Origin of the sequence: Bradyrhizobium sp. SEMIA (genome assembly GCF_014844175.1) — a bacterium.
Lineage (GTDB): Bacteria > Pseudomonadota > Alphaproteobacteria > Rhizobiales > Xanthobacteraceae > Bradyrhizobium > Bradyrhizobium arachidis.
In genome coordinates this window covers 4,687,881-4,704,416 of sequence record NZ_CP046601.1, presented here as the reverse complement: position 1 = coordinate 4,704,416, position 16,536 = coordinate 4,687,881, and the positions used below count along the sequence as shown (strand labels likewise).

General features: G+C 62.0%; 15 protein-coding genes and 1 pseudogene. 8 read left to right on the top strand and 8 right to left on the bottom strand.

The window, feature by feature from the left end; all coding sequences use genetic code 11:
- Positions 1–214 precede the first annotated feature (214 nt).
- The 5 genes and pseudogenes from FOM02_RS23060 to napE all read right to left on the bottom strand — a co-directional run bounded on the left by FOM02_RS23060 (position 215) and on the right by napE (position 4,392).
- Positions 215–874: a NapC/NirT family cytochrome c gene (locus FOM02_RS23060; RefSeq protein ID WP_027560964.1), complete on the bottom strand. Its 660-nt coding sequence runs from the start codon at positions 872–874 to the stop codon at positions 215–217.
- Positions 871–1,341: a nitrate reductase cytochrome c-type subunit gene (locus FOM02_RS23055; protein WP_027560963.1), complete on the bottom strand. Its 471-nt coding sequence runs from the start codon at positions 1,339–1,341 to the stop codon at positions 871–873. Before FOM02_RS23055 ends, FOM02_RS23060 begins: the two co-directional genes overlap by 4 nt.
- Entirely contained in the window at positions 1,338–3,851 is a 2,514-nt protein-coding gene (gene napA / locus FOM02_RS23050) for a nitrate reductase catalytic subunit NapA (protein ID WP_265442148.1), read from the bottom strand. The genes FOM02_RS23055 and napA overlap by 4 nt, the downstream gene beginning before the upstream one ends.
- Before the next feature lie 16 nt (positions 3,852–3,867).
- Positions 3,868–4,181: pseudogene (locus FOM02_RS23045) on the bottom strand (chaperone NapD).
- Positions 4,182–4,206: 25 nt separating this feature from the next.
- Positions 4,207–4,392 (bottom strand): periplasmic nitrate reductase, NapE protein, encoded by a 186-nt coding sequence (gene napE, locus FOM02_RS23040; protein WP_027532529.1) that lies wholly within the window; start codon positions 4,390–4,392, stop codon positions 4,207–4,209.
- 278 nt (positions 4,393–4,670) lie between these two features.
- On the opposite strand from napE, the gene FOM02_RS23035 reads away from it, so the two are divergent.
- Positions 4,671–5,876 carry an LLM class flavin-dependent oxidoreductase gene (locus FOM02_RS23035; RefSeq protein ID WP_027560959.1) on the top strand — a complete coding sequence of 402 codons (1,206 nt, stop codon included), beginning with the start codon at positions 4,671–4,673 and terminating at the stop codon, positions 5,874–5,876.
- Positions 5,877–6,091: 215 nt separating this feature from the next.
- The gene (locus FOM02_RS23030; protein WP_027560958.1) at positions 6,092–6,586 is read left to right on the top strand and encodes a septal ring lytic transglycosylase RlpA family protein; all 495 of its coding nucleotides are present in this window, start codon (positions 6,092–6,094) and stop codon (positions 6,584–6,586) included.
- Positions 6,587–6,655: 69 nt separating this feature from the next.
- Here FOM02_RS23030 and FOM02_RS23025 read toward each other — a convergent pair whose 3' ends face one another.
- Positions 6,656–6,817, bottom strand: a complete 162-nt coding sequence (locus FOM02_RS23025) for a hypothetical protein (RefSeq protein ID WP_167336536.1) — start codon at positions 6,815–6,817, stop codon at positions 6,656–6,658.
- 395 nt (positions 6,818–7,212) lie between these two features.
- On the opposite strand from FOM02_RS23025, the gene FOM02_RS23020 reads away from it, so the two are divergent.
- The 3 genes from FOM02_RS23020 to FOM02_RS23010 all read left to right on the top strand — a co-directional run bounded on the left by FOM02_RS23020 (position 7,213) and on the right by FOM02_RS23010 (position 10,479).
- The gene (locus FOM02_RS23020) at positions 7,213–8,001 is read left to right on the top strand and encodes a helix-turn-helix transcriptional regulator (protein ID WP_027560957.1); all 789 of its coding nucleotides are present in this window, start codon (positions 7,213–7,215) and stop codon (positions 7,999–8,001) included.
- A gap of 205 nt (positions 8,002–8,206) precedes the next feature.
- Positions 8,207–9,991 (top strand): caspase family protein, encoded by a 1,785-nt coding sequence (locus FOM02_RS23015; RefSeq protein ID WP_027560956.1) that lies wholly within the window; start codon positions 8,207–8,209, stop codon positions 9,989–9,991.
- Between the two features lie 140 nt (positions 9,992–10,131).
- Complete coding sequence (locus tag FOM02_RS23010) at positions 10,132–10,479, top strand: hypothetical protein (RefSeq protein WP_027560955.1); 348 nt, start codon at positions 10,132–10,134, stop codon at positions 10,477–10,479.
- Between the two features lie 250 nt (positions 10,480–10,729).
- Here the strand turns inward: FOM02_RS23010 and FOM02_RS23005 are convergent, their stop codons facing one another.
- Entirely contained in the window at positions 10,730–11,659 is a 930-nt protein-coding gene (locus tag FOM02_RS23005; protein WP_231164362.1) for a helix-turn-helix transcriptional regulator, read from the bottom strand.
- Positions 11,660–12,519: 860 nt separating this feature from the next.
- Here FOM02_RS23005 and FOM02_RS23000 point away from each other — a divergent pair.
- The 3 genes from FOM02_RS23000 to FOM02_RS22990 all read left to right on the top strand — a co-directional run bounded on the left by FOM02_RS23000 (position 12,520) and on the right by FOM02_RS22990 (position 16,361).
- On the top strand, positions 12,520–13,695 hold the full coding sequence (locus tag FOM02_RS23000; RefSeq protein ID WP_027560952.1) for an OpgC family protein: 1,176 nt from the start codon (positions 12,520–12,522) through the stop codon (positions 13,693–13,695).
- A 264-nt stretch (positions 13,696–13,959) separates the two neighbouring features.
- Positions 13,960–14,838 (top strand): L,D-transpeptidase, encoded by an 879-nt coding sequence (locus FOM02_RS22995; RefSeq protein WP_027560951.1) that lies wholly within the window; start codon positions 13,960–13,962, stop codon positions 14,836–14,838.
- A gap of 701 nt (positions 14,839–15,539) precedes the next feature.
- Positions 15,540–16,361 (top strand): ABC transporter substrate-binding protein, encoded by an 822-nt coding sequence (locus FOM02_RS22990; protein WP_159073938.1) that lies wholly within the window; start codon positions 15,540–15,542, stop codon positions 16,359–16,361.
- Here FOM02_RS22990 and FOM02_RS22985 read toward each other — a convergent pair.
- Positions 16,326–16,484 carry a hypothetical protein gene (locus FOM02_RS22985; RefSeq protein ID WP_156950890.1) on the bottom strand — a complete coding sequence of 53 codons (159 nt, stop codon included), beginning with the start codon at positions 16,482–16,484 and terminating at the stop codon, positions 16,326–16,328. The genes FOM02_RS22990 and FOM02_RS22985 overlap by 36 nt on opposite strands.
- Positions 16,485–16,536 lie beyond the last annotated feature (52 nt).

Below are 16,536 nucleotides of genomic sequence, written 5' to 3'. Positions count from 1 at the left end.
TAACCATTCGCCCCGCCCATTCAAGCGCGGGGAGACGCATCTTTGGGCCCTTTTCCGCGGCCATCCTGCGAGACGCCCGCCTTTGGCGGGCTCCCTCAGGATGAGGGCGGAGTACGCGGCGGCAATTTCAACGGGCACCGATGCCGATTAGCCTCGCGCAGCGGTCGTCTCGAAGGACGAGGCGCTTGCACGGGCCCCGCCAAGAGCAGCAGCGCTACTGCCAGCCGGGAACGCCGCGCATGTCGGGCAGGTGGTGGGCGATGCCCTTGTGGCAGTCGATGCAGGTCTTCTCGCCGGTGAACAGGAAGCGCTGGTGCGCCACCGACGCCCGCGGCGACTGCTTGGTGATGTCCATGGAATCGGCGCTGTGGCAGTTGCGGCACTCCAGGGAATCATTCGCCTTGAAGCGCGCCCATTCATGCGCGGCGAGCTCGAGCCGGTGATCCAGGAATTTTTCGCGCGTGTTGATCGTGCCGAAGATCTTGCCCCAGACCTCCTTGGAGGCCTGCATCTTGCGCGCGATCTTGTCGGTCCAGTTGTGCGGCACGTGGCAGTCCGGGCAGGTCGCGCGCACGCCGGAGCGGTTGGTGAAGTGGATGGTCGACTTCAGCTCGGCGTAGACGTTGTCCTTCATCTCGTGGCAGCCGGTGCAGAACTTTTCGGTGTTGGTCAGCTCCAGCGCGGTGTTGAAGCCGCCCCAGAAGATCACGCCGGCTATGAAGCCGGCGAGCACCAGAGTGCCCAATGCGAACACCGTGCTCGGCCGTGTCAGCACGCCCCAAAGCTCGAGCGCGAAGTCCCAGCTTCGCGCTAGAAAGCCGCGCTTGGCCTTCTGCTCCAGCTTTTCATTGGGCCCGTCGGCGGTCGTCGTCATCGCCGGCCACCCGGGCTTGCGCGCGACAGCAGCGTGTCGATGTCGGTGAAGTCATTGCTGACAGGCGGCATCGCGGTGTTCTGCGGCACGTGGCATTCCGTGCAGAAGAAGCGGCGCGGCGAGATCGAGGCCAGGAACTGGCCGTCGCGGTCCATGAAATGCGTGATCGAGACCATCGGCGCCTGCGATTCCGCCGTGCGCGCCCGCGCATGGCAGGACAGGCATTTGTTGCCGTTGAGGTCGATCTGGTAGCCGTCGATATTGTGCGGGATGACCGGCGGCTGCTCCGGATAGTTGCGCGACTCCCGCTCGGAGGTGTTGCGGTTCGGCAGCATCGGCGGCGCCGGGCCTTCGTCATTGAGCGGGGTCGGGCCGCGCAGGCCCGACGTCACCGTCTGCGCGGTCAGCGAGCTCGCGCCGGCCGCGATCGCGACCGCGAGCAGCGCTATGCCTAATCGTTTCATCATGACTGGGTCACCCGCTCGATGCGCACGGCGCATTTCTTGAAGTCGGTCTGCAGCGAGATCGGATCGGTGGCGTCCAGCGTCACCTTGTTGATCAGCTTGGACTCGTCGAACCACGGCACGAACACGAGACCCTTCGGCGGCCGGTCGCGGCCGCGCGTCTCGACGCGGGCGCGGATGAAGCCGCGGCGCGACACGACCTTCACCTCGTCGCCCCGGCGCACCTTCATGTCCTGCGCATCATCAGGGTGCATGAAGCAGACGGCTTCGGGGAACGCCTTGTAGAGCTCGGGCACGCGGCGCGTCATGGTGCCGGAATGCCAGTGCTCCAGCACGCGGCCGGTCGAGAGCCAGTACGGGTACTCCTGGTCAGGCGATTCCGCGGCCGGCTCGAACGGCAGCGCGAAGATGCGCGCCTTGCCGTCCGGATAGCCGTAGAACTGCACGTAGGTGCCCTGCTTGACGTAGGGGTCGCTGCCCTCGCGGAAGCGCCACCGCGTTTCCTGTCCGTTGACGACGGGCCAGCGCAGGCCGCGCTCCTTGTGATAGCTCTCGAACGGCGCGAGGTCGTGGCCGTGGCCGCGGCCGAACGAGGCGTACTCTTCAAAAAGCCCCTTCTGCACGTAGAAGCCGAACGCCTTGGATTCCTCGTTGGCGTAGCCTTCCTCGATCTCCGAGGTCGGAAACTTGTCGACCTGGCCGTTTTTGTAGAGCACGTCGAACAGTGTCTTGCCGCGCACCTCGGGCTTCTTGGCGATCAGCTCCTCCGGCCACACCTCCTCGATCTTGAAGCGTTTCGAGAACTCCATGAGCTGCCAGAGGTCGGACTTGGCTTCGCCCGGCGCATTGACGAGCTGGTGCCAGAACTGCGTGCGGCGCTCGGCGTTGCCATAGGCGCCTTCCTTCTCCACCCACATCGCGGTCGGCAGGATCAGGTCGGCGGCGAGCGCCGTCACGGTCGGATAGGCATCGGAGACCACGATGAAATTGTCGGGGTTGCGGAAGCCCGGATAGGTCTCCTCGTTGACGTTGGGGCCGGCTTGCAGATTGTTGTTGACCTGCACCCAATAGGCGTTGATCAGGCCGTCCTTCAGCATCCGGCTTTGCAGCACGGCATGCGCGCCGTTCTTGTCGGGAATGGTGCCTTCGGGCAGCTGCCAGATGTGCTCCGTCTTGTCGCGATGCTCCTTGTTGGTCACGACCATGTCGGCGGGCAGCCGGTGCGAGAACGTGCCGACCTCGCGCGCGGTGCCGCAGGCCGAGGGCTGGCCGGTCAGCGAGAACGGGCTGTTGCCGGGCGAGGAGATCTTTCCGGTCAGAAGATGGATGTTGTAGACGAGGTTGTTGCACCAGACGCCGCGGGTGTGCTGGTTGAAACCCATGGTCCAGAACGAGACCACTTTTGTCTTGGGATCGGCGTAGAGTTCGGCAAGCGCCTCAAGGCGATTGAGCGGCACGCCGGACATCTTTGCCGCCTTCTCCAGCGTGTAGTCCGACACGAACTTGGCGAACTCGTCGTAGCTCATCTCGGTGGAGTCATTGGCCTTCGCCGCGCCCGTCGCCTTCTTCTGCAGCGGATGCTCGGGCCGCAGGCCATAACCGATGTCGGTCTGTCCGCGCCGGAAGATGGTATGGGCGTTGACGAAGTCCTTGTTGACGCGGCCGGTCGTGATGATGTGGTTGGCGATGGCGTTGAGGATGTAGAGATCGGTCTGCGGCACGAACACCATGCCGATGTCGGCGAGATCGAACGAGCGGTGCTCGAAGGTGGAGAGCACGGCGACGCGGACATGCGGCGCGGAGAGCCGGCGGTCGGCGAGGCGCGTCCACAGGATGGGATGCATCTCCGCCATGTTGGAGCCCCACAGCACGAAGGCGTCGGTGGCCTCGATGTCGTCGTAGCAGCCGGCCGGCTCGTCGATGCCGAAGGTGCGCATCATGCCGGCCACGGCCGAGGCCATGCAGTGCCGCGCATTAGGATCGATGTTGTTGGTGCGGAAGCCGGCCTTGAACAGCTTCGAGGCCGCATAGCCCTCCCAGATCGTCCACTGGCCGGAGCCGAACATGGCGACGCCGTTCGGCCCGCGCTTCTTGATCGCCTCCTTCCACTTCGCCTCCATGATGTCGAAGGCTTCGGTCCAGGTGACGGGCGTGAAGTCGCCGTTCTTGTCGTATTTGCCACCCGTCTTGCGCAGCATCGGCTGCGTCAGGCGGTCGTGGCCGTACATGATCTTGGAGAGGAAGTAGCCCTTGACGCAGTTGAGGCCGCGATTGACCTCGGCCTTGATGTCGCCATGGGTGGCGACGACGCGATTGTCCTTGGTCGCGACCATCACGGAGCAGCCGGTGCCGCAGAAGCGGCAGGCGGCCTTGTCCCATTTCAATTCGCTGTTGTCGCGCTCGGTGACGAGATTGGCGGCAAGCGCAGGTGCCGGCATGCCGGCAGCGGCGGCCGCGATCGCGGCGGCTTCCAGCTTGAGCATCTGGCGGCGGTCGAGCTTCGGCGATGTCATGATGGCTCTCCGGCCCTTAAGTCGTTTCGATGGCGTGGAAGACGAGCGCCGCGGAATAGACGTGGCGCAGCGACTGGATGGTGTTGAGCAGGGTGCCGAGACTGCCGGCATCCGGCGCCTCGGTCACGACGACGAGTTTTCCGCGCGGTCTCGTCCGTGAATTTCGCAGCCGGGAAGCGCAGCGATCTCGGCTTCCAACTCGGAAAGACGCTCGGGGCGCGCCTGCACGACGATGCTGGCGATCTCGCAGCCGGGCGGGGAGATAACGCGCTCGGCGCTGAGCACCCGGCCGGTGATCAGTGCGCGGCGGTTGAGTGTGGTTTGGGCCATGATGCCTGTCTTTCGCTTGTCGGGATCAATGCGGGGAGGGCGGCGGGCCGGGAGGACCGGCGAACATCTGGTAGATCCAGACGCCGAGGCCGTAGGAGCCGACCGTTCCGACCGCGAGGACGGGCATCACGACCGCGGTCAGGAACAGGAAGGCGAAAATCTCCATGCGCTTACGGCGCACGCGCGAGGTCGTGTCGTCAGGGGCCGACATATTCGGTCTCTCTGAAATGGTATCGAGAATCGGGACGGCATCCGGGCCGTTGCCTTGCTGCATTTTAGATGCAGCAGGGCCGCTAACGCGTTGATCTGGATCAAGCTGTCGGGTTCGACGCACCGTGCAGGCCCGCGCCAGGACCGGCCCTGAGCATGATGCGCAGGCGAAGGATCGATCTCCCGCGCGGCGGAATTGCTGCTCCGTAGACAGCGCCGCCTCGCCCACTAAGATGAGCGCAACAAGAACAACCGGGCAAGAGAACTGGGAGAGGCGTCATGAAATTCGGCATCTTCTACGAGCTGCAGCTGCCGAGGCCCTGGGTCGCCGGGGACGAGCTCGCCCTCTACCAGAATGCCCTCTCGCAGATGGAACTCGCCGACAAGCTCGGCTACGACCATGCCTGGGTCGTCGAGCATCACTTCCTGGAAGAATACTCGCACTCGCCGTCGCCGGAATCCTTCCTTGCGGCCGCAAGCCAGCGCACCAGGAACATCCGTCTCGGCCACGGCATCCTCCAGCTCACGACCAATCATCCGGCGCGCGTCGCCGAGCGCGTTGCGGTGCTCGACCTGCTCTCCAACGGCCGCTGCGAATTCGGCATGGGCGAGAGCGCCTCCATCACCGAGCTGACGCCGTTCGGCCGCGACATGGAGACCAAGAAGGAGGTGTTCGAGGAGGCCGTCGCCGCGATCTTCCCGATGTTCAAGGACGCAGGGTCCGAGCACCACGGCAAATATTTCGACATCCCCTTGCGCAACGTCGTGCCCAAGCCCGTGCAGAAGCCGCATCCGCCGCTCTGGATGGCCTGCTCGCAACTGCCGACCATCGAGCGCGCCGGCCGTCACGGCTTTGGCGCGCTCGGCTTCCAGTTCGTCAGCGCCGATGCCGCGCATGCCTGGGTGCATGCCTACTACAACGCCATGACCAAGCGGCTGCACAAGCTTGCCGACTACGAGATCAATCCGAACATGGCGCTGGTGTCGTTCTTCATGTGCGCGAAGACGGACGAGGAGGCGCGCGCCCGCGCCGACGGCGCCACCTTCTTCCAGTTTGCGCTGCGCTTCTACGGCGCCTCGCAGAACCGTCAGCGGCCTGCGCCCTACACCGTCAACATGTGGGACGAGTACAACAAGTGGAAGCGCGACAACCCTGAAGCGCAGGAGGCGGCGCTGCGCGGCGGTCTGATCGGCTCGCCCGAGACGATCCGAAAGAAGCTGAAGCGCTTCCAGACCTCGCATATCGATCAGGTGATTCTGCTGAATCAAGCGGGCAAGAACAGCCACGAGCACATCTGCGAATCGCTCGAGCTGTTCGGCCGCGAGGTGATGCCGGAATTCCAGAACGATCCGGCGCAGGCCGCGTGGAAGCAGGGCGTGATGAGCGGCGAGATCAAGCTCGAAGAGATCGACACAGAGGCTTTCACGGATCGCTACGGCAAGCTCGCGATCAATGTCGCACCAGCCAAGGCGGCGGCGGAGTAGGCCGTTCGTCAGGTCATGTTGCTGACGCATTCTCTGTCTTAACCGGCGACAACGTAAAACACTGCGTGGGAACCACTTTGGTTCGCACGACGGTTCCATAGCCAAGGGGTTGGCACGAGTCCGTAAAAGTCCGGTGCAAGCTTGATGAACGCGTTCGCGTTCGCTTGCGCTGTTTGCGGTGTCGGGAACCGGCGATCTAAAAAATCACAGGAGTTATGATGTCGTTCCGCTCGAGCGCCGCAGTTTGCGGCGCCCTGGTTGCGCTTGCCGTTTCTGTTACCGTTGCTCGGGGTGAAACGCGTGGGGTTCCTTCAAGCACCGTCGTTGATGCCGCGTCCGGAAATGCAGTCGTCGGCGCTGCATCCATGTACAATCCATTCAAGCCCGGCAAGGAGGAGGGCGGGCCGAGCACAGCTTCCGGCGAGCGCTATAATCCGTCGGAGTGGACGGCGGCCATCAAGACGAGCTTGCGCAGGAAATTTGGTGGGGTCCTGTTTGGTGAGAGGCCGAAATATGCCCTCGTCGAGGCCGTCGGCAAGAAGGTCATCGTCAAGATCAATGATGTGGGACCACTCAGGCCCGGCCGCATCATCGACTTCAACGAGCGCACGATGCGGCACTTCGATCCAAGCCTCGAGCGCGGAGTGATCCAGGACGTCAAGGTCAGCCCGCTTTCAGGGGACGATTGGACACCGGGGCCAGTGGGCTGAACGTCTCATGCGATAAGCGCAAACAACAAGCCAAAGCGCGATGACGAGTTATCATGACCTCATCGCGCTTTAGCTCCTGCCGTACTGGTCCTGATCGTAGGACTGCAGGATGCGGACGAAATCAGCCATGCTGGATCGATCTCGGTTTTCGGCGATTGCCGCAACCTCGGTATTGGACGTGGACTGGCTTCCTTGCCAGAACCGCATCAGGAGATCGGTGATGTTTTTCATGGCGTACTCTCTGCGGCCAAGCGTGGCAGTAGACACCAATTGAGCGGCAACGCGCCGCTAAAGCGTGATCCGGAAAAGTGCGAAGCGGTTTCCCGGATAGATCGTGCGTAAAATCTAAAGGTCGAGAAAAGCCGGCGGGCGTTACGCCGCCGACCTTGCCCCGCAACTGCCGGCTCGCAAGACCGGTTCCGTTGCTTTGCACTCTCGATTGATTGGTAGCATCGGGCACTCGGATGGCGCCATTGCGCACGGGTATGAAGGGGGCATACTTAGGTTGGCTTTGACTAGTGAATCGGAATCGGTCGACCCCGCCGCTGCCTACGCCGGCCTCGCCGACTTCCGGTAAAATTCTCTTGCTGCTATCCTCCGGCAAAAGGCGTCTGACGGAGGAAACGATGCGGTCCTATGGGGCGGGCTCAGGCTTGGCGGCGGCTGACGTCACGTCCGCAGTGCTCGCCATCGGCCACCCCGACTTCCCAAAGGTCCTGATCGACACGCTGCGCCGGCAGGCCGGGGTTGGTCATTGCATGGTGTTCGCGCTGAGCCGCGCCGGCGCGGCGAGCTGTTTGCTCGATGCCGGCAACATCCCGACCGGCGCCGATCTCGGCGCGGCCTATGCCGGGCAATTCCACGAATCCGATCCCAATCGCGATGCGCTGTTCGAGGGCGAGGGCGGTGCGCCGATCATGCTGCCCTTGTTCGCGCCGCGCATGTACAGTGCGCGCTATCGAAAAATCTTCTTCAACGATTCCGACATCGTCGATAAATGCGCCACCGCGATCTGGACCGGCGACACCTGCTTCTATGTCAATTTCTACCGCATCACGTCTCAGGGGCGCTTCGGCGATGCCGAGCGTGCGCGGCTGCAAACGATCGCGCCGGCAATCGGCGCCAGCGTCGCACGTCATTTCCAGCAGATGGCCACTGCGACGCCAGACCAGAACCTCGCCGCACTGTTCGCAACGCGCGCGCCGCTCTCCGCGCTGACGCCGCGCGAGCAGGAGGTGTGCCGCCGCATCCTGCTCGGCTTCAGCTCCGAGGCGATCTCGCAGGCCCTCGGCATCAGCCTGCATTCGACCCTGACCTACCGCAAGCGCGCCTATGAGCGGCTCGGCATCTCCTCGCAGAACGAGTTGTTTGCGATCGTGCTGGGTCTGCTGGCGGGTCCGCGCGGCCTGAACTGAGGGAGATTCCAACTCAGCGACATCTGCTCTCGAGGGCAAAGCGGACATGCAGTCTGCCGCCAGGATCATCGCTTTTGAGCCGGAGCGACGTTTGCGCACTGAGCCCGAGCCTCGAAATTGCATGAAATGTGATGGACGTCACAGATTGGCTGCTTGCCTTTCGGCAGGCTGTGCATAGGCTGCGCACATATTGTCGGGGACTGTAATGGGCGCTTTTCGTTGGTTTTCTTTGTTTGTTTCGATTTGGCTGATGTGCGGCTCAGCATATGCGGAGCGCCGCGTCGCGCTAGTGATGGGCAACTCGGCCTATAAGAGCGTACCCAAGCTCTCCAACCCCGCGAACGATGCCGCCTTGGTCGGGGGCATGTTCAAGAAGGCCGGGTTCGACTGGATCGACATCAGGACCGATCTGAATGCTTCCGAGATGCGCAAGGCACTGCGCGACTTCGGCGGACGCGCGCGAGATGCTGAGGTTGCCGTCATCTACTATGCCGGTCACGGCATCGAGCTTGATGGCACCAACTACCTGATACCGACCGATGCGGCTCTTGAAACCGACAGCGACGTTCTCGATGAGACCGTGGGACTTGACCGTGCGCTGTTCGCCGTTGAGCCTGCCAAGCAGCTTCGGCTCATCATCCTTGATGCTTGCCGCGATAACCCCTTCGCCAAGACCATGAAGCGAACGGTTGCTGCCCGTGCCATCGGACGCGGCCTTGCCAAGGTCGAGCCAACCAGCCCGAACACCATGATAGCTTTCGCAGCGAAGGCCGGGTCCACGGCTTCCGACGGCGACTCAAGGAACAGCCCCTTCGCCGCAGCGCTGGTCGAGCGGCTGCCGACGCCCGGGCTCGATCTGCGGAAGGCGTTCGGCTTCGTCCGAGACGATGTTTTGAAGAACACCAGCTACAAGCAGGAGCCGTATGTCTACGGTTCGCTTGGCGGCGATGATGTGGCGCTCGTTGCTGCGAAGCCGATTTCCGGTGGGCCTCAGGCCAGCCCGGATGACGCGATACGCCGGAACTATGAGCTTGCCCTGCAACTCGGCACCCGTGATGGCTGGAACGTCTTCCTCGCCCAATACCCGGATGGCTTCTATGCCGGGCTTGCCAAGGGGCAACTCAACAAGATTGCAGCGGAGGAAGCTCGCGCACTGGCGGTCGAGAAGGCTCGGCAGGCCGAAGACGAAAAGGCACGCCTGGCCGCCGACCGCGCGAAGAAGACCGAACAGGACAAGGCCGCGGCCACGGCCAAGGCTGCCGAGGATGCACGGGTCGCCGCCGAGAAGGCCAAGCAAGTCGAGGAGGCAAAAGCCGCCGCAGCCGAGCAACGGCGTAAGGAGATTGAGGCCGCTGTTGCGAAGGCTCTGGCCGACAAGCAGGCAGCAGAGAAGAAAAGCGGCTCCGAAGCTGACCAGAAGGTTGCGGCCCTCCCATCGCCCGCACCTTCGGCTGAACCGGTGCAGTCGCCGCGAGAGCTCGCCAAGTCCGTCCAGTCCGAACTTCGCCGCGTCGGCTGTCTTGCCAATCTGGAGAATGGCGAGTGGAGCGCCAAGTCACAACGCTCCCTGGCACTGTTCAACAAGTACGCCGGAACGAAGCTTGATACGACGCTCGCAAGCGCCGATGCGCTGGACGCGATCAAGGCCCGGTCAAGCCGCGTCTGTCCGCTGGTGTGCGATCATGGTTTCAGGGCAGATGGAGATGCCTGCGTCAAGATCGCATGCCGCGCTGGCTATCGCGTCAACGACGACAACGAATGCGAGAAGGTCCAAGACAAGAAGCCGGTCGCCACGCGCGAAGATGCGACGAAGCGGGATGCGGAGCGTAGGAAAATCGAGGCTACACCGGCGAAGCCGCAGACGAGCGGACAGATCGTTTGCAATAGCGCCGGTTGCCGACCAGTATCCAAAGGTTGCCGATTGGAGTTTCGCAGGGGCGGCGGGAGTGCCAACACGCACACTGGCGAAAGTGTTGAAGTCTGTAACTAAGCCCATCCCCTCCATTCTGGTTCGGATCGCCGGCTCCAGCAATTTCTTGGGGTCGAGACAGGCGGGCAACGCCCCGTGCTTCGGAACTTTGCCGATGCCTCGTCGTTCCCGGTGAGCGGGCACGAACGTAGGCGGAATCTATGAAATGGATGTTGGTGGTTCTGGTAGGCGGGGTCTCGCCCGTCAACACCGATCTGGTGTTCGATAAGTTCAGCGACTGTCTCGCCGCCGAGGAGCAGATGCGGCAGCACTATGCCGATGCGTTCGATGCGTGGGACCGCATGGCTGCGGCTAGGATCGACCGGCGCAGGGACTACAAGAAGGCCCGCGATGTTGAGGCCAAGCGGCTGCTGAGCAATGTGGGGACATGTGTCCCGCATGGTGGCGGCGATCCGCAGACGGTCACCACTCCGCAGCAGCAACCTCCTGCTCCATCTTCGCAGCAGCCTGCTACGCCATCCCCGTCGCAGCCGGCGCCGCGAACTTAGCGGCGTTGATGCCCTGACACCTCAGACCGGCGCTTCAAGCGCGCCTATGAGCGGCTCGGCATCTCCTCGCCGAACGAATTGTTTGCGATCGTGCTGGGTCCGCTCGCGAGGCCGTGCAGCCTGAACTAACGCGAACTCCAAGTCCGCGATATCGGCTTCCGAGCGCAAAGCGTACAGGTAGTCTGCGGCCAGGATCGTCGCTTCTTGCCCAATGCGGACATTCGCTAGCAGGATCTCGCGCGCGCGCCGATCAGGGGCACGTGGCTCGGCCGGGATCCCTGTCGGCGTAACGAACCCCACGCGGCGAATCGCCGAAGCGAGCTCGGAACAGGCGATTGAAATGCGAAACATCCGAGAAGCCGACCTCCAGCGCGATATCGGAAATTAGCTGCGCGCCGGCGCGGGCCTCGGTCAACAGTTTGAACGCAAGTTGGAGACGTAGCTCATTCACGTGCCCGGTGAACGACGATCCTGATAACGCCATCAGGCGCTGCAGATAGCGAGGTGAGATGCCTTGGCGATGAGCGACCTCCTCGACGCTAAGCCCAGGCTTCTGAAAATTTGCCGCGATGTAGTCGAGTACGGCGCCGTGGCGCGCGGCCACGACCGCACTCGCATCGCTCTCGCCCAAGGGAGCGCGCTCGCCGACCGCGAGCGCAACAAGATCACAGGTGTGAGCTACGACCGCATCACGCAGCTTGGGGGCGGCCAGAGCCCCCTCCTTAAATGCTGACTTCAGATAGGTCATGAGGAGGCGGAGGGCTTCATTCCGCTGAGGAATCGGCCGCATGGCGAGGCTCTCGATGTCTGTCACGCGCTGCGCAAGCGCCTCGCGGGGTACCGCCAGACCAAATAATATTCCGTCGATATAGGTGACGGTAGCGGGCTCCGAATGCAGAATCGAGATTGCGTCGCCGGCGCAAAGCTCGATGTCGCGGCCGCGCTGCGACAAACGACTTTTGCCGGGTAAGCTGACGATGAGGCCGATCGAGTCCTCGCCGTCAGTAACGCTTGCCCGCAAGCGCTTGAAGCGCATGGGAGAGCCTTTCAGTGCGAGCGTGCGTAGCCCCCGGAGCGCTTGCAATGTTGCGTCGGCTTGAAACGGAACGTCCGTTAGAGGTTCGATATCTACGTGAACTATTCCCCGCACAAACCTCTCGCGCCATAGTGGAAGTCGCATCCGCTCCGGATGCTCGCGCGTCGAGAATCGATGCGTTACGAAATTGGCTGCGTCCGTAGACATGGGGACCTCCAGCCTTGGTAAGCGACTGCGTCAAAATGCTGCGGCAGGCCAGCTGCCGGTATCCGTATTTTGCAATTCGCGCACCGACCGTCTCCTCAGGTACGCAGGATTCCAAGAAGCTACTTCGTTTGTCTGCTAGTCTCATTCACCTGTGATAGATGCTGATGTGAACTGGCTCACGTGGCGACCAGAAAATTGCAGCAATTTTTGATTGCAAATGCCGCGTGCAAATATCTCCTTTAAGAGGAGATGATTGTAATGGCTCTATTTCAAATTGCTGCCATCGGATCCGGTTTGAACATCCCTGGCAGTCTGGAAGACCAGATCCAACTTTATTGCGCTGCTCGCGACTGATCGGGCTCATTGGCCCGCGGGCAGAAGTTCTGCAGAACAACACTGTGCTCTGATCCGGTTTCCTATCGTGCCTTGATCGCCGCATCACCTTTAAGGTCGTCGGACACAGATTACTTCCCGGCACTATTCCTTTTTAGCTGCCGGATGAAATGGTCGAAATCTGTCACATGGGACGTCGACGTGGCGATCAGGAAGAGGTTCGATCATGTCCATCATACTCGACATGCTTTATCGCGAGTACTGCCGGGCCCGCCTCACCGAAATGCGAAGCCAACTTTTGATACGGGGCGTTGGCGATAAAGTCCTGGAAGCGCCTTGGGAGGACGATGATCCTCCCGACCCTGGCGCTCGAAGGAGTAGCTGGGCGACGAAGGAGCCCCCATCACCCATCGGATAGCTGGAGCGCGTTATCGACCCTATGAGGCGCGAGCGCGGGCCAACAGATGGACGATCGAACTCAAACCTCGACGCGATTGTTCGGCGAAACTCCGCCGGAGTTCAGAGCGGCCGGCCGCGATCTGCGTATCGATGTCTGTCGCGGGATCGCGTTATGGTGGATCTTTCTCGATCATGTTCCCAATAACATCGGGAGCTGGCTGACACCGCGCAACTACGGTTTCTGCGATGCCGCCGAGATCTTCATGTTCCTCTCGGGCGTGACCTGCGCGCTGGCCTACGGCAGGGCGCGTGAGCGCGAGGGCTGGAGCGGCATGATCGGCCGTTCGCTGCGCCGGGGATGGGACATCTACGCGGCGTTTCTGCTGCTTACACTCGCTTGCGCTATTCTGGTCTACCTTGCGGGCAGCGATGATCTCGCCGACGGGAGCAATACGCGAATTCTGCTCGAACGTCCGGGCGCGACGCTTGCGCACGCCGCAATCCTGCAATACCGGCCTGTCAACACCGACGTCCTGCCGGTTTTTGTGATTTTTCACGTGCTGTTCGCGCCGCTGCTGTGGCTGCTGCTGCGAGCGCCGAACGTCACGCTTGGGGTGTCCTTGTTGCTCTACGCGCTCGTGCACGTCTTTGGTTGGAGAGTTCCCGCCTGGCCCAGCGGCGTCTGGTTCTTCAATCCGCTGGCCTGGCAGTTTCTGATCGTGCTGGGCGCATGGTGCGTCATTGAGGGAGAGAAATTCCGGCCGTGGGTGATGTCGCGCTTGACGCTTGTTCTGGCCGTCCTCTATCTGGTTTTCGGCCTAGTCCTTGCGCAGAGTTGGAGCATCGCGCCGCTGGTCGCGCAAATTTTGAGGGACCTGCCATTTCCACTGGATAAATCGAATCTCAGTCCGATACGGCTGCTGCATTTTGTGGCTCTTGCAATTGTGGCGCTACGATTCATTCCGCGGAATTGGGACGCGCTATCGACGCCGGTGCTGAGCTGCGCGAAGTGCTGTGGCGAGAATTCGCTGCCGATCTATTGTCTCGGCGTCCTTCTGGCGCTCGCCAGCCAACTTACGCTGCTCGACCTCTCGGAGGGGCTTGCGATGCAGATCGTGGTGAGTGTTGCCGGAGTGCTGATGATGATCGGCGTCGCGCGGTTACTGAACGCGATCGGCATCCAGCGCGAGCGGATGTCAGCGGGGACGCAGTCGATCGGGAAAGTTCCGCCGGTTCGCTAAGCTGGTAGATTGCGGGTGGAGCACGGAGGGTAGGGCGGCAGAGGCGAGGCTTCGAGAAATAAGTCCTGTTGCAACCTGTCACCCACGCTGGTTTTCGCGATGAGAAACGCATCGTCCTCGTCGCGACATTTCCAGCGGTACGCCAAATGCCGAACATGAGTTCGCGTTAACCATAGCGAACGGCTCCCGTCTGAGCGACATCGCTTCGAAGTTTCTTAAATTTTGCTGGGTACCTCTCTTGGACAGAGTGACCTGGGGAAAGATATGGCTAAGCGCGCCAAACGTGGAAAGGCGGAGACGTTCGCACTCCCAATGGCCGCGAGAGTTGCTATTGGCGTCGTGGCCGTCGCCGCGTTGGGGTACGGTTTGCTGACTCGCCCGGCGAGCGAGCAACCGGCACGGAAGCCCTCCGCGCAGGAAGCCCGGGCGTCGTCAACGCCCGTTTACGTGGCAACTCCAGTTCGTGCATCAGCGGCAGTTCCGGCTCCAGCGCCAGCTCCGATTCCGGCCCCCGCCCCGGCGCCTCTGGTCGAGCCACCAAAAGCCGCCGACGGTCCCGGAGCATTGGTCCGGCAGGTCATTGATTACGCCAGCCACCAGGCACCGGGCACCGTGATCATCGATACCAAGAACACGTTCCTCTATTTCGTCCTGAACGACAGGCAGGCGCTGCGCTACGGCATCGGTGTTGGCCGCGAAGGTTTCACATGGTCCGGTGAGCAGACTGTGGCCCGCAAAGCTGAATGGCCGGATTGGCATCCGCCCACAGAGATGATCGGGCGTCAGCCTTATCTGCCGCGGTTCATGGCAGGCGGTCCCGGCAACCCGCTCGGCGCCCGTGCGATGTATCTGGGCGAGACCGAATATCGCATTCACGGCACCAACAATCCCGATACGATCGGGAAGCGGGTTTCGTCCGGCTGTATCCGGCTGACCAATGACGACGTCGTGGACCTCTATGAGCGGGTGAAAGTCGGAGCGAAGGTGATCGTGCTTCCGGCAACCGTAGCCCGCCGGCCTTCCCAGGGCGCGCCGACCGACGCCGCGTTCCGGTTGCCGGACCCGGCATCTCCATCGAAGCGGCCCCTGGCGGCCAACGCGCAGATGCTGTCATCCGGACCGAAGATCGCCGAGGCGCAGTAGTTCGGTCCTCCGTGCCTGCAACTGAGGACAAGCAAACATTCAAGCCACCGGCGGCAAGCTCCGGCGCTTGCTCGTATCCATCTGCGACGATCTTGTAGCTTTCAACCAAAGCGAGTAGCTTGGGGTTGGGTATAGGGAGCCGTCGTCATGAGGTTCTCGTCACGTGCATTTGTCCCCTCTTTTTGCGTTGCTTTGTTGATTTGTGGATCGGGCAGTCCGGCGCTGTCGCAAACTGCAGGGTCCCTTCCCAGCGTCACGGTCGACGCCCCAACCGTCAGCCTGGCTCTGAAGTAGCAGAGCGTGTGCTGAACTGACGATGGCCGGCAGGGCTGGCGGCTTCAGTCGCATCATCTGTCTGTTCCTATCGCTAGGGACAGACGCCGGCGCGGTGGTGCGCTAGTCTCGCCTGGAGGAAACAAGAACCCAGGGGAGCCAGCCTTGAGCGCCGCGCATCGACATCGACCCGGCTGCGTTCTGGGCCGATCCTATCCGAAATGAGCGGTCCGGAAGCGCCGCAGACCGATTGTGCTCAACGTGGGTTTGGGGCGGCGATGAGGCGGCGCGAATTTATCTGGATGCTGGGAGGCTTGTGCACGTCATGTGCAGTCAGGGCGCATGCCGAATCGAGAGTCTACAGGGTCGCACTGCTAACGCTTGAACCGGACGCGGATGGCTCTCAACTCCTTGGACCATTGCACAAGTTGGGTTATCTCGAAGGCCGCAACCTCTTCTTCCAACACCGGTCCGCCGAGGGGGACCCCGGGCGACTCGCCGCACTGGCCAACGAACTTGTGCAATTGAAACCGCATGTGCTGGTGGCGGGTTGGGGAACGCTGGCGCCCAAAGCGCTCAAAGCAGCGACTGAGACTATTCCCATTGTGTTTTCGACCGTCGGCGATCCAATCGGGGCTGGCCTGGTGCAATCCCTGTCGCGACCAGGAGGGAATGCAACAGGCCTTAGCGGTCAATCCACCGACTTGAAAGGCAAGCAGCTTCAGTTGTTGCTGGCGTGCATTCCGGGGCAGCGCGTTGTCGGCGTGCTCCTGAACCCAGACACGCCATACAGTGCTCTGGCTCTAAGACAGTTGAAGGCGGCAGCTGATATGGAAAGCATAAGGCTCGAACCCCTGGAGATACGAAACGCGGCGGAGTTGACCGAATCCAGGATGGACGCGCTTGTCGCATCCGGTGCGACAAGTGTCATTGTTATCGAGGACCCGGTCACCGTCACCCTTCGGGAGACGGTCATCGATCAGGCAAACAGACGGCGACTTCCCACAATGACCGGCTTTGTCGAGTATGCTCGCTCAGGTGGCCTGCTGACATATGGCCCTGTACTGAAGGACGCGTACCAACGCGCCGCGGAATATGTCGACAAGATTCTCAAAGGTGCCAGTCCTGGCGATCTGCCGGTCCAGCAGCCGACTCAATTTCAGTTCGTGATCAACCTCAAGACCGCAAGGGCGCTAGGCGTGGCGATACCACCCTCATTGCTCGCCCTTGCCGACGAGGCTATCGAGTGAAGCGACGACTTCCGCCGTCACCTTGCGGCAATCGCAACGAGCTGGCTCGCCACTCTGCTCCAAATCCTTGATCTTCTGGAATTTCAGGATGTGGCCGCGCAGGCGGCCTTGCGGGAGCTTCATTCGAAATCGCGCATGGTGATCACGCGTTCTCACGTGTGCGTCATGGTTCTTC

Excerpts from the sequence above, each read along its gene's own strand:
- FOM02_RS23060 (WP_027560964.1), bottom strand. The coding sequence starts at position 874 with ATGACGACGACCGCCGACGGGCCCAATGAAAAGCTGGAGCAGAAGGCC.
- FOM02_RS23055 (WP_027560963.1), bottom strand. The coding sequence starts at position 1,341 with ATGATGAAACGATTAGGCATAGCGCTGCTCGCGGTCGCGATCGCGGCC.
- napA (WP_265442148.1), bottom strand. The coding sequence starts at position 3,851 with ATGACATCGCCGAAGCTCGACCGCCGCCAGATGCTCAAGCTGGAAGCC.
- napE (WP_027532529.1), bottom strand. The coding sequence starts at position 4,392 with ATGTCGGCCCCTGACGACACGACCTCGCGCGTGCGCCGTAAGCGCATG.
- FOM02_RS23035 (WP_027560959.1), top strand. The coding sequence starts at position 4,671 with ATGAAATTCGGCATCTTCTACGAGCTGCAGCTGCCGAGGCCCTGGGTC.
- FOM02_RS23030 (WP_027560958.1), top strand. The coding sequence starts at position 6,092 with ATGATGTCGTTCCGCTCGAGCGCCGCAGTTTGCGGCGCCCTGGTTGCG.
- FOM02_RS23025 (WP_167336536.1), bottom strand. The coding sequence starts at position 6,817 with ATGAAAAACATCACCGATCTCCTGATGCGGTTCTGGCAAGGAAGCCAG.
- FOM02_RS23020 (WP_027560957.1), top strand. The coding sequence starts at position 7,213 with ATGCGGTCCTATGGGGCGGGCTCAGGCTTGGCGGCGGCTGACGTCACG.
- FOM02_RS23015 (WP_027560956.1), top strand. The coding sequence starts at position 8,207 with ATGGGCGCTTTTCGTTGGTTTTCTTTGTTTGTTTCGATTTGGCTGATG.
- FOM02_RS23010 (WP_027560955.1), top strand. The coding sequence starts at position 10,132 with ATGAAATGGATGTTGGTGGTTCTGGTAGGCGGGGTCTCGCCCGTCAAC.
- FOM02_RS23005 (WP_231164362.1), bottom strand. The coding sequence starts at position 11,659 with ATGCGACTTCCACTATGGCGCGAGAGGTTTGTGCGGGGAATAGTTCAC.
- FOM02_RS23000 (WP_027560952.1), top strand. The coding sequence starts at position 12,520 with ATGGACGATCGAACTCAAACCTCGACGCGATTGTTCGGCGAAACTCCG.
- FOM02_RS22995 (WP_027560951.1), top strand. The coding sequence starts at position 13,960 with ATGGCTAAGCGCGCCAAACGTGGAAAGGCGGAGACGTTCGCACTCCCA.
- FOM02_RS22985 (WP_156950890.1), bottom strand. The coding sequence starts at position 16,484 with ATGAAGCTCCCGCAAGGCCGCCTGCGCGGCCACATCCTGAAATTCCAG.